Source organism: Microbulbifer halophilus, assembly GCF_026183675.1.
GTDB lineage: Bacteria > Pseudomonadota > Gammaproteobacteria > Pseudomonadales > Cellvibrionaceae > Microbulbifer > Microbulbifer halophilus.
In genome coordinates this window covers 86339-97497 of record NZ_JAPIVK010000018.1, presented here as the reverse complement: position 1 = coordinate 97497, position 11159 = coordinate 86339, and the positions used below count along the sequence as shown (strand labels likewise).

The following is an 11159-nucleotide window of genomic DNA, read 5'->3' as shown; positions in this document are numbered from 1 at the left end:
CCGCACGTACGGTTCTTAGAGGGCTGGGGCCGGTAACGGCTCCCGACTACTCGGCGATCTTCAGGTGATTAATGGAAATCAACTTACTCGTCTTGCGGTGCAAAGAATTGGAAACGAGTAAGCAGTTTTATGAACTGCTAGGGTTTAACTTCGTTAAGGAGAGGCATGGCGACGGGCCTATGCATTACTCTTCGCAAGATGCCGGTTTTGTGTTTGAGCTTTATCCATTGGCGGAAAACGAAGCTGTGGGAACTTCCAGGATCGGTTTCTCGTTAAAATATATACAGCAGGTCCTCTCCCAAGTGGCAACTGCCAGCCAGCATGAATTCAACGGCAGGCAGATCTACATTATTCGAGATCCTGATGGACGAAAGATTGAGCTTAGTGAGCAATGACCATAACAATACGCGGCACACGGATGCCCTTGTCTCCGCTTCACTGCGTCAAGGTCACTGGTGCGCTTGGCGTTGAGCGTGTAGGATGGAGGCAATACGGATTGCCTAATCCACATGGAATTATTGTCTTCACCTGGGTTAGAATCGATGGCGCTCTCCTCTAAGCAAAAGAAGAACTTTCTGCGAACCGCGATCGCCCTCATATATATCGTGGGAATGCTTTTTCTGTATGGGTCGAAGCAAGAGGTCGTTTGGTGGTTTTGGATGTGGCCGCTCGCTATAGCGAGCGTCTTTTACAATCTTATTCTATGGTTTGGGCGTTGTCCGACATGTCGTGAGGAATTTGCGCTAGAGGCCGGCGAGCGAGGCTTCCTGTTTACTACCTTTACCTGCAAGAAGTGCGGTGCACAGCGCGAGCGGATTAACGGAGGGAGTGGTGGCGGTGGAGGTGGACCTTGAGGAGGCCGGCAACCTGCCTCGTATTCCCAACAAGGCTGTCAAGCCGACGCTCGTACCTCGCGCGGCTTGCAGCTCACGTTCAGGCTGTAGAAAAACTCGAGTAATCCTGAAGCAGGTAAATTTTTCGTGCGGAGAGTGCCCTGAAATGCTTTTCGCAATGCAGAACTGGCCCAGAATTCACGTAGAATCGCAATATTTGGGTGAAATATGAACAGCAAGAAGAGGCCGGAGTTTTTCTACAGCCTCGTTATGCATTCTAGGAGGAGACTGTGTCAGACCCAATAACTACCGAAGTTCGTGAATCTGTAGAGCGAAGCGTGCTCTGTTGGTTAGCTACAAGTGACGAAAACGGACAGCCGAATGTGTCGCCAAAGGAAGTCTTTGCTGTTGCAGATAGTCAGAACATAGTGGTTGCAAACATTGCATCACCTCGGTCAGCAAAGAATATCATGGTAAACCAGAAGATATGTCTAAGTTTTATTGATATTTTTGTCCAAAAGGGCTTCAAGATTATTGGCACGGCAACCGAACTTAAGCCATCAGAACCAGAGTATTCTCGCTGGGTTGATCCACTTCTCGCGATGGCTGGCGATCGCTATCCGATATATAGCGTGTTCGTTGTAAGAACTATCGCTGCGAAACCGATAGTTGCGCCTAGCTACCGCCTTTACCCTTCAGAGACTACTGAAGAGTCGCAAATTCAGTCCGCGCTTCGCACTTACGGTGTAACCCAGGATAAAGATGCCTAACCAAACCATTAAACTCGCTCCCTCCGGTCGCCGGACGATCGCTCCTCGCGCCGTTTATAGCAAGCGTTATAAGCCATGGGGAAAATTGTGCATCTAGTCTTATTCGACATAGACGGAACGCTGGTCGAGTCATATGATTTCGATACCGAATGCTTTCAAGCAGCTACTAAGGATGTATTGGGTGTGACCATAGGTCCTGATTGGAGCCGCTATAATCATGTAACCGATTCTGGGATTCTCATCGAGGTGATCGAAGAACTGGGGCTTAAAAGTGACAGCGATCGTATCACAGAAGAAGTTAGAGAACGGTTCGTGAGTCGAGTAGCGGATCATATCTCGTGTCACGGCGTATCCCCAATCTTCGGAGCTTATGAGTTTTTATCGCAGCTCGTTGCACGCCAGAATGTCGCTGTAGCTTTTGCTACTGGTGGTTGGAGTGAATCCGCGAGGATGAAGCTTGATGCTGCAGGTATCAGCTTCTCGTCTATAGCATTGGCCTCGTCCTCGGATCATTACAGCAGAACCGATATTATGAGATTGGCCGAAAAGCGTGCGGGTAACGGTCGTTATGATTCTATAACGTATTTCGGGGACGGGCCTTGGGATCAGAAAGCCTCTGAAACGTTGGGCTATAACTTTGTCTCAGTCGGAAGCCGTATTTCGAGCCCGCAATCGATTCGAGATTATACTGAAGCCAATGTGGCTTTGAGATACATTGGCTTATAAAAAAGCCATGCACCGGATGCCAAAACCTCCGATTCGCTGCGGCTTTATCACTGGTGATGGTGGACGTTAAAAATAGGAGACATTGATGCGCGCTAAACAGGAGTTACCAAGTCCCCGTGAAGGGTTGCCTGGGGTTTTGGATCGGTTTGTAGGCCCTGGCGCAACACCAGCAGAACTGGTGCTTCAGTTCGTGTTGCCCCTAGGGGCTGCGGTCGTGGCAGTTGCTTATGCGGCTTATGCAATAGGGACTTGGTCCACTGTTCAGTACATCCTTTGCGCGGTGCTAGCGTTCGATATCGTGGGCGGTATCATTACCAATGCTACCTCTTCCGGGAAGCGATGGTATCACCGCGCAGGGCAAGGCTTTTCCCAGCACTTCGGATTTGTCACGTTACACCTAGTGCATCTAGCCCTTATTTCGTGGTTGTTCCTCGGGCTTGATTTGTCGTGGCTAATCACTGCTGGAGTATACCTCTTGGTTGCAGGTCTCGTGATCATCTCGTCGCCACTCTACCTTCGACGGCCGATTGCACTGCTCATGTACACCGGGAGTGTTCTCCTAGCCCTTTACGCACTTGAGCCCCCACCGGGGATGGAGTGGTTTCTGCCGTTGTTCTACCTAAAGCTGCTTGTTGCACACCTTCCAAAAGAGGAGGCGTATCGACCGAAGGGGGAAGCTAACCATGGGTTCAACCGGACCCCGGAAAGTCCCGTAGTGACAAAGCCGGGCGAGTCCAGTGACGGCGCCGGTTAAAGCAAATGTTATAGGCACCATGAATCATGCTTAGCGTAATGAATATCGCAGTTTATACGGGTGTCGGATCAGTACTTGTTGGGCTAATTGCATTTACCATAAATTGGACTGTGTGGGGTGGAGGCATGCCCGGTATAGATCTTTTCTGCTCCCTGGAAACTTGACACTCATTTATGTCTGGCATCCGTTGTTTACTAAAGAAATAGATTTCTGGCCGAAATTCGCGATTCACGTGCTAGGTCAATTTACAGTGGTTTCACTTTTTACTGCATCAGTTACTGCTGCCTTGAGGAGACTGCCGCGTGACCTTGCCCTATAACCAGGCTATGCTGACGGATGACTTACGCAACGCGCTTCGCGCTGAATGTATTACGGCCGACGCAGATGGCGGCGTCAACTCCTTAAGGTGGTGTGTATGAGGAAGCTCGAGTACCTTAAGCTATTTTCCATATCGGGAGTTCCAGTGTTTATACATTGGAGCTTGAGTGTACCGTTGGTGTTGATAGCTGTGCTTGCTGTTTCAGAAATTTCGATGTTGATCGTTGCCATTTCAATTCTCATGGTAATGCTAATTCATGAGATAGGGCATATGTGGTTTGCATCGAAGTTGGGTCTTAGGTCGGTACGAATCAGTCTTTACTTGCTCCATGGACAATTCTCGTTTGAAAAGGCCGACAATGATTATCATAACTGTCTAGTTTCATGGGGTGGGGTTGCTGCACAGGCAATAGTATTCATACCATGTATAGCGATATTTTCCCTATATAGCGCTTCTTTGCCTTGGTACGTTAATGTTCCTTTGATGATATTGGGTTACATAAATGCACTCATAGCGGTGGTTAATATGGCACCGGCTATGGGGCTGGATGGTGAAGAATGCTGGAAATCTATTCCATTATACTTTAAGTATTATCGCCCTCGATCAGGCCGAGATAAAAAGAACAGAAAGCACCTAAAGTCAGTCAAGTAGATTGAGCTAACATGGACCATACAAGTCGCTCCAAGGATCAATCCACAGTATGCCCCCTGCATTCAACGCGCAGCAATTCGCCCTGCCCTGCGGGACGACCCGGACTTCGGATCAGGCCCGGAATGACGACCGTATGACATGAGTACAGGACGCGCCCGCTGTTAATGGAGCCTGGACAACGGTTAATACAATGAGGACCCCCTTGATAACCGGGACTTCGCATATGAACCAGACCACCAAAAATCGTAAGAACCCAAAAGTCGACACATTCATAGACAAGGCGGGGAAGTGGCAGAAGGCGTATAAGGCGCTTCGGGAGATCGCTCTCGATACAACCCTTTCCGAGGACCTGAAGTGGGGCAAGCCCTGCTACTCCCTGGATGGCAGCAATGTATTCCTGATGCACGGCTTCAAGGATTTCTGTGCACTGCTGTTTATGAAGGGGGCCCTTCTCAAAGACCCCAAAGGGATCCTGGTGGCGCAGACCGAGAACACCCAGGCTGCGCGCCAGATTCGATTTACCAGTGTCGGGGAGGTTGAATCGCTGGCGCCGGAAATAAAGGCCTGTATCAACCGGGCCATTGAGGTGGAAAAGGCGGGTCTTACCGTGGAATTCAAGAAAACGGAGGATTTCAGCGTGCCCGGGGAGTTTCAGAGAAAACTGGATGAGGACCCGGAATTGAAGGCCGCCTTCGAGGCTTTGACGCCGGGGCGGCAGCGGGGCTACCTGCTCCACTTTGGCGGTGCCAAACAATCCAAGACCCGGGCATCGAGGGTCGAAAAGTGTATACCCAGAATCTTGGGCGGCCTGGGACTACACGACCGGTAAACACCAGGGAGGTCACAGATGTCAGTCACAACCGTAATTATGCTGGGAGGTTTTTTCAATCTCGGCTTCGCGGTCTTTCACCTGCTTTTCTGGCGTCTTTTCGACTGGAAGCGCGATCTCGCATCGCTCCGCTTTATCAACCGCCAGGTGATGCAGATCCTCAATTTCTGCCTGATCTTCACCTTCCTGATCTTCGCGTATCTATCCTTTTTCCACCCGACAGAGCTGCTGGCTACCGGCCTGGGGCGGTCGCTGCTGTTCCTGATAGCCCTGTTCTGGCTGCTCCGCGCCGCAGAGCAGGTGGTTTTCTTCGGGCTACACCGCCGGCTGTCTCTGGCCCTGTTCTTTGTGTTTCTCGCCGGGACTGCCCTCTATGCCTATCCCTGGATCAGTTCGATGGATACATAGCGGGCCGCATACAGTCCCTGTATGTCGGGGCCAGTTCTTTGATGGGCACGCTGTGCTTTGCCCATCCTACGGATCGCCCAACGACCACCCCAAAAAAAGAGCCGGGCATCAGCCCAGCTCAAGCCAAGTCCTGTGAGATTGCCGAATATCAACAGGTCAGTTGATTCTTGGACCGCAGTGATCGGAAAAAGATCAATTCAAGACGCGATATCCGCGACCGCGCAGACAGTTTCTGGTGATTTGACCCGCTTCGGAGTGGGCGCTGGTCACACCGGAGACACCACCCAGCACGGCGCCGGCACCGGCGCCCGCGGCGGCCGCGCTGCTGGTATCGCCGATGATGGCCCCCAGGGCGCCGCCCAGCAGTGCACCGCCGGCGGCGCGGGTGACACCGCGGCGCCCTTCGTCGCTGCGGGCGGCGTAGGACAGGCCTTTGCAGTCCGTGAGATCCCGTTGATACTGGGTCATGTTCACGCCGTAGGTGTCGATAACAATTCCGCCCGAACCGGGCACCTGTTCCTGCTGCGTGGCGCAGCCGAACATTACTGTGGCGCTCAGGCCCACAACGGCCGCTATTGCTGATTTCATCTGCAGCACCTCGCTCATCTGATTGCCGAGAGAGTCCCCATTTTTCGCAGCTTCGGGCTGCGGCAATGTCGTCTCGTTCTTCTCTAGGTTTAGCTGCTTGTAGAGTTGTACGCCAGTGGGGACAAGGGGAAATTGTGACTGGGGGGTTTGGATTGGTTATGGGGTTTTTATTGTCGCCCCTTCGGGGCGATGGCCGAGCTGGGGCTCGGCGTTCCCGGGGGCGGAGCTGGAGCTCCGCGGTCCCGGGGACGGACTAGAGCTCCGCGGCTCCGGGGAAGGGTCAGGAGGGGGTTGTGGCCAGTCCGGCTTCGCTGTCGCTATCGCTGAAACGGTTCAGGAGTTGATGCCAGCGCTCTTGCACCTCGGCAAATTTCTGCTCGCGTACATGGCCGTAGCCGCGTACCTGTTGCGGCAGTTCCAGCAGTTCCCGCGCGGCGGCGAAGTTGTCCTCGTCCAGGGCAACAGCCACTGCGCGCACGGCGCCGCCCACCTGTCGCGCCCAGTGGCGCTCGGCGCGGCGCTCGCGAGTATAGCCGAAGATATCGAATACGGTGCCGCGCAGGATCTTGCCTTTCGCCAGTAGCGGCATCAGCTTGCCCATCCAGGGGCCGAACTGCATTTTCTTCACCTTGCCGCCAGCATCCGGGCGCGCCATCACCGGCGGCGCCATATGGAATTTCAGTTTGTAGTCGCCGGTAAAGGTTTCGCGCAGCTGGCGCTGGAAATCCTCGCCGCTGTAGAGCCGTGCCACCTCGTATTCATCCTTGTAGGCCATGGCCTTGTAGAGGCTCTGTGCGGCGGTGCGGGTCAGTTCGCCGCCGAGGCGGCCCAGGGTCTTTTCCGCGCTATGCAGCCGCTCGACGGTACGGGTGAAATGGCGCGCGTAGGCAGCGCTCTGGTATTCCGCCAGCTCGGCCGCGAGCCGCGCGATCAGTTGCTCGATGGTCTCCTGTGGCTCCATCATCTTGACCGGCTGCGCCGGTACCGCGAGCTGTTCCACCGCCTCGGGGTTTTCGGCCAGCAGGCGGCCGGCGCGGAATGCGCGCAGGTTGTTTTCCACCGCCACGCCGTTCAGCTCGATGGCGCGCTCCAGCGCGGCCTCGCCAATCGGCAGCAGGCCTTTCTGGCAGGCGTAGCCCATGATCATCAGGTTGCTGGAGACGGTATCGCCAAACAGTGCCCGGGCGTATTGGTTGGCGTCGAAGGCGAAATATTCCGCACTCAGGGATTCGATACTCTGCTGGGTGGCATCCGCCGGGAAAGCCAAGTCGTTGTCGCGAATAAAGGCCGCCACCGGCACTTCGGCGGTGTTGACCAGCGAGCGGATTTTGCCGTTCGCGAATTTGGGTCGCTGGCTCGCGGCAGTGACCATATCGCAGCCCAGCAGCAGTTCCGCCGAACCGTCGCGAATGCGCGCGGTGGTGATATTTTCCGGGCGCGTGGCCACTTTCACGTGGGCCACCACAGCGCCGTTTTTCTGCGCCAGGCCGGTGAAATACAGGGTGGTACTGCCCTTCTCTTCCAGGTGCGCGGCCATGCCCAGCAGCGCCGCCACGGTGAGCACACCACTGCCGCCGATACCGGCGACGAGAATGCTGAGCGGCCTGTCGAGCTCCGCCTGGGGCGCCGCCGGCAGGCCGGCAATGGCTACGTCGAGTGCGTCCGCCAGGGTATCGAGTGGCGGCTTTTTCAGTTCGCCGCCCTCGACGGTGACGAAGCTCGGGCAGAAACCGTCCGCGCAGCGCATGTCCTTGTTGCAGCTGGACTGGTTCACCTGGCGCTTGCGGCCATAGCGGGTTTCCAGCGGCTCCACGGCGATACAGCTCGACTGCACACTGCAGTCGCCGCATCCCTCGCAGACCCGGTGGTTGATCAGCAGGCGCCGGGCCGGGTCGTCCATCTGTTTTTTCTTGCGGCGGCGGCGTTTTTCCGCCGCACAGACCTGCTCGTAGATGATGGCGGTCACGCCCGGGGTTTCGCGCAGGCGGCGCTGTACCGCATCCAGTTCCGAGCGCGGCAGGATTTTCACGTCCGATGGCAGTTGCGCCCCCCGGCGGTGCCAGTGGCCCGGCTCTTCGCTCAGCAACACCACTTCGCCGACGCCTTCGGCCAGCAGTTGCGCGGCCAGCGTCGGTGCGGTCACCTCGCCGTCGGCGGGCTGACCGCCGGTCATGGCGACGGCGTCGTTGAGCAGGATCTTGTAGGTGATATTCACCTGGCTGGCCACTGCCTGGCGGATGGCCAGCAGGCCGGAGTGGTTGTAGGTGCCGTCGCCCATATTCTGGAAAATATGGGAGGCCGAGGAGAAGCGGTGCAGGCCCACCCACTGGACGCCCTCGCCGCCCATATGGGAATAGGTGTCGGTACGCAGCCCCTTGCCCAGGGCCATGATATGGCAACCGATACCGGCGCTGCCGAGGCTGCCCTCCGGCAGTTTGGTGGAGGTATTGTGCGGGCAGCCCGCGCAGAAAACCGGTTCGCGGGCCAACAGGCCGCCGGCCCTGCCCGGCACATCGTCGCCCAGTTTTTCCGCCAGCGGCGCAATGCGCGCGCCCAGTTCCGTGTCGGCCAGCCAGCGGGCCATGGCTTTCGCCACCCTGTCCGGGCCAAAGCCCCAGATAGCCGGCAGCAGGTCGCTGCCATCCAGGTCTTTCTTGCCCACCACTTTCGGGCGGCGGCCGTCGGGCCAGCCGTAGAGCAGCTTCTTGAGCTGGTCTTCCACCAGCGGGCGCTTTTCCTCCACCACCAGCAGGCGCTCCATGCCCGCGGCGAATTCGGTCATGCCTTCGGGTTCCAGCGGCCAGCTCATGGCGACCTTGTAGATGGATATTCCGGCCTGCTCGAGGTCCCGCTCGTCCAGTTCCAGCAGTTCCAGCGCCTCCAGCAGGTCGCCGTGGGCCTTGCCGACGGTGACGATACCGGAGCGTTTCTGCGGGGCGGAAACGATCGTTTTGTCGAGGCTGTTGGCACGGGCGAAGGCCTGTGCGGCCGGCAGCCGCTCTTCCAGCATGCGGCGCTCGTACTCCATGCGCTCTGCCGGCCAGTTCAGGTGCGGATCGTAGTTGAGGCCGTGGGGCGGAATCGGGAAATCTTCCGGCAGTGCGAATTGCGGCAGATCCGGAACCACGATGGAGGCGCCGGCCTCGACCGTTTCGGTAATGGCCTTGAAGCCGACCCAGAGGCCGGAGAAACGCGACAGGGCGATACCGGCCAGCCCCAGGGTCAGGTATTCGTCGATGCTGGCCGGAAACAGCAGCGGCATCATCACCGACTCGAAGATCTGGTCGGTGTTGTGGGAGAACATGGAGGATTCGGCGGTGTGGTCGTCGCCGCACAGGGCCAGTACACCGCCCAGTTTCGAAGTGCCCTGCACATTGGCCTGGCGGAACACATCGGCACTGCGGTCCACGCCGTGGCCCTTGCCGTACCAGATGGAGAAGACGCCGTCGCGGGTGGCCTGCTGGCGATAGTGATCCAGTAACTGGGTGCCCCAGATATTGGTGGCCCCCATATCCTCGTTGATACCCGGCTCGAAGTGGATATCGCGCCCCGCCAGCAGTTTCTTCTGTCGCCAGAGGGCCTGGTCGTAGCCGCCCAGCGGCGAGCCGCGGTAGCCGGAAATAAAGCCGGCGGTGTTCAGCCCGGCGCGCTCGTCCAGTTGCTTCTGCATCAGCGGCAGCCGAACCAGCGCGTCGATACCGGTAAGGAAGACACGCCCCTCATCGCGGGTAAATGCGGCCTTGAGGGAGTAATCGCGATCGAAGCCCAGCTCCTGATCCGTTTCGACCATCGCCATGGGTACCACCTGATCTGTCGCTATTCGTTATTGTTGAGCGACAAAAATTAACATCGCGCGGTGAAGCAGGTCATACCAAATTAAGCGTGAATACGGCATAATACAGCCACAAGTCACCAATGACTCATTGTAAACCGCAACAATTCACTCAAATAACACCCTTTTGAGCCAGCCGGACAAATTGCCTTTCGGCGCCGGCCCCCGCGCCATCCACGCGCCGGTGGCAGCGACCGCTCACGGCACTTATAGTCATCAGTCGGGTGTACCAACGACGAGAAGAGATGGATACCACCATGGCCTACATACTGGACGCCATCGATAAGAAGATCCTGGAGATACTGCAGGAAGACGCCACCATTCCCAATATCGAACTGGCGGAGAAAGTCTGCCTGTCCCCCTCCCCCTGCTCCCGCCGGGTCAAGAACCTGCACGAACAGGGCTTTATCAAGCGCGCCGTGACCCTGCTGGAACCGGAGAAAGTGGGCCTGCCCGTGAGCGTTTTTATCCAGGTGACGCTGAATCACCAGGTGAAAAAGGAGCTGATGGATTTCGAATCGGTGATCGGCCAGTGGCCGGAGGTGATGGAGTGCTACCTGATGACCGGCGACTTCGACTACCTGCTGCGGGTGGTAGTGCCCAACCTGCAGGCCTACCAGGAATTCCTCGACAAGAAACTCACCGAGCTGCCGGGCATCGACCATATCAAGAGCAGCTTCTCCCTGAAGCAGGTGCGCTACCGCACCGAGCTGCCGCTGGAACAACTGCTGGAACAGGAGTGATCAACGGCGGAAAAAGCTGAGAATCACACTGAGAACCACACTGAAGATAACCATCGAGGTGATGGGGATAAAAACCTTGCCGTGCTCCGAGTCGATACGGATATCGCCGGGCAGCCTGCCGAACCAGGTGAACAGCCAGGGGGCGAAGTGGTAGAGGACGCCGGCGGCGATCAGAATGCCGCCGAGTGCGATCAGCCATTTTTCCATATCTGCCCTCTTCCAGCTCCATTCCGGTCTTTGAGCTTAGCAATGGTTTCCGGTGGGGTGCCAGCGCTCCCCCGGTCCCGGTGGGAGAGAGGGATTTGTGGGCCCATTTATGTCGATGGTGGCCTCTCCAGCCACCCTCTCCCCCGGCCCCTCTCCCGGGGGGGAGAGGGGAGCTCGGTCGGAGACATTCGGGATTGAATTTACCCACCGGGTTTCGTCGAGACTCGTACCAGTTCCCTCTCCCGCCGGGAGAGGGTTAGGGAGAGGGGGATTGATGGGCCCGCTATGTTGATGGTGGCCGCTCCAGCCGCCCTCTCCCCCGGCCCCTCTCCCGGTGGGAGAGGGGAGCTCGGTCGGAGACATTCGGGGTTGAATTTACCCGCCGGGTTTCGTCGAGACTTGCACCAGTTCCCTATCCCGCCGGGAGAGGGCATAGAACAGGGCCCGATGGCCCGAATACAAAAAAGGCCGCGATTCTCTCGCATCGCGGCCTTTTCAG

Annotated in this window: 11 protein-coding genes; 8 read left to right on the top strand and 3 right to left on the bottom strand. The window is 57.1% G+C overall.

Going from position 1 to position 11159, the window contains the following annotated elements; genetic code table 11:
• Positions 1-71: 71 nt before the first annotated feature.
• The 7 genes from OQE62_RS11310 (at position 72) to OQE62_RS11285 (ending at position 5290) form a co-directional block, all read left to right on the top strand.
• Positions 72-395: a VOC family protein gene (locus tag OQE62_RS11310; RefSeq protein WP_265722141.1), complete on the top strand. Its 324-nt coding sequence runs from the start codon at positions 72-74 to the stop codon at positions 393-395.
• Between the two features lie 728 nt (positions 396-1123).
• Entirely contained in the window at positions 1124-1603 is a 480-nt protein-coding gene (locus OQE62_RS11305; RefSeq protein WP_265722140.1) for a pyridoxamine 5'-phosphate oxidase family protein, read from the top strand.
• A 75-nt stretch (positions 1604-1678) separates the two neighbouring features.
• Positions 1679-2329 carry an HAD family hydrolase gene (locus OQE62_RS11300; RefSeq protein ID WP_265722139.1) on the top strand — a complete coding sequence of 217 codons (651 nt, stop codon included), beginning with the start codon at positions 1679-1681 and terminating at the stop codon, positions 2327-2329.
• A gap of 85 nt (positions 2330-2414) precedes the next feature.
• Complete coding sequence (locus OQE62_RS11295; RefSeq protein WP_265722138.1) at positions 2415-3083, top strand: hypothetical protein; 669 nt, start codon at positions 2415-2417, stop codon at positions 3081-3083.
• A 364-nt stretch (positions 3084-3447) separates the two neighbouring features.
• Positions 3448-4053, top strand: a complete 606-nt coding sequence (locus tag OQE62_RS19500; protein WP_377595583.1) for a site-2 protease family protein — start codon at positions 3448-3450, stop codon at positions 4051-4053.
• Positions 4054-4276: 223 nt separating this feature from the next.
• Positions 4277-4882, top strand: coding sequence for a YdeI/OmpD-associated family protein (locus tag OQE62_RS11290; RefSeq protein ID WP_265722137.1), 606 nt, complete (start codon positions 4277-4279; stop codon positions 4880-4882).
• 18 nt (positions 4883-4900) lie between these two features.
• Positions 4901-5290 (top strand): hypothetical protein, encoded by a 390-nt coding sequence (locus OQE62_RS11285; protein ID WP_265722136.1) that lies wholly within the window; start codon positions 4901-4903, stop codon positions 5288-5290.
• Positions 5291-5482: 192 nt separating this feature from the next.
• On the opposite strand, the gene OQE62_RS11280 is transcribed toward OQE62_RS11285, so the two are convergent.
• Together OQE62_RS11280 and OQE62_RS11275 are read right to left on the bottom strand one after the other, a co-directional pair.
• On the bottom strand, positions 5483-5878 hold the full coding sequence (locus OQE62_RS11280; RefSeq protein WP_265722135.1) for a glycine zipper family protein: 396 nt from the start codon (positions 5876-5878) through the stop codon (positions 5483-5485).
• A 280-nt stretch (positions 5879-6158) separates the two neighbouring features.
• Positions 6159-9674 carry an indolepyruvate ferredoxin oxidoreductase family protein gene (locus tag OQE62_RS11275; RefSeq protein ID WP_265722134.1) on the bottom strand — a complete coding sequence of 1172 codons (3516 nt, stop codon included), beginning with the start codon at positions 9672-9674 and terminating at the stop codon, positions 6159-6161.
• Positions 9675-9955: 281 nt separating this feature from the next.
• Between OQE62_RS11275 and OQE62_RS11270 the strand changes: the two genes are divergently transcribed.
• Entirely contained in the window at positions 9956-10453 is a 498-nt protein-coding gene (locus OQE62_RS11270) for an Lrp/AsnC family transcriptional regulator (protein WP_449288968.1), read from the top strand.
• Here the strand turns inward: OQE62_RS11270 and OQE62_RS11265 are convergent, their stop codons facing one another.
• Positions 10454-10660: a DUF2905 domain-containing protein gene (locus tag OQE62_RS11265; RefSeq protein WP_265722133.1), complete on the bottom strand. Its 207-nt coding sequence runs from the start codon at positions 10658-10660 to the stop codon at positions 10454-10456. It lies immediately after the preceding gene.
• Between the last annotated feature and the right edge of the window lie 499 nt (positions 10661-11159).

What these genes read in the sequence shown, in the direction of transcription:
- OQE62_RS11310 (WP_265722141.1), top strand. Translation starts at nt 72, where the DNA reads ATGGAAATCAACTTACTCGTCTTGCGGTGCAAAGAATTGGAAACGAGT.
- OQE62_RS11300 (WP_265722139.1), top strand. Translation starts at nt 1,679, where the DNA reads ATGGGGAAAATTGTGCATCTAGTCTTATTCGACATAGACGGAACGCTG.
- OQE62_RS11295 (WP_265722138.1), top strand. Translation starts at nt 2,415, where the DNA reads ATGCGCGCTAAACAGGAGTTACCAAGTCCCCGTGAAGGGTTGCCTGGG.
- OQE62_RS19500 (WP_377595583.1), top strand. Translation starts at nt 3,448, where the DNA reads ATGTATTACGGCCGACGCAGATGGCGGCGTCAACTCCTTAAGGTGGTG.
- OQE62_RS11290 (WP_265722137.1), top strand. Translation starts at nt 4,277, where the DNA reads ATGAACCAGACCACCAAAAATCGTAAGAACCCAAAAGTCGACACATTC.
- OQE62_RS11285 (WP_265722136.1), top strand. Translation starts at nt 4,901, where the DNA reads ATGTCAGTCACAACCGTAATTATGCTGGGAGGTTTTTTCAATCTCGGC.
- OQE62_RS11280 (WP_265722135.1), bottom strand. Translation starts at nt 5,878, where the DNA reads ATGAAATCAGCAATAGCGGCCGTTGTGGGCCTGAGCGCCACAGTAATG.
- OQE62_RS11275 (WP_265722134.1), bottom strand. Translation starts at nt 9,674, where the DNA reads ATGGCGATGGTCGAAACGGATCAGGAGCTGGGCTTCGATCGCGATTAC.
- OQE62_RS11270 (WP_449288968.1), top strand. Translation starts at nt 9,956, where the DNA reads ATGGATACCACCATGGCCTACATACTGGACGCCATCGATAAGAAGATC.
- OQE62_RS11265 (WP_265722133.1), bottom strand. Translation starts at nt 10,660, where the DNA reads ATGGAAAAATGGCTGATCGCACTCGGCGGCATTCTGATCGCCGCCGGC.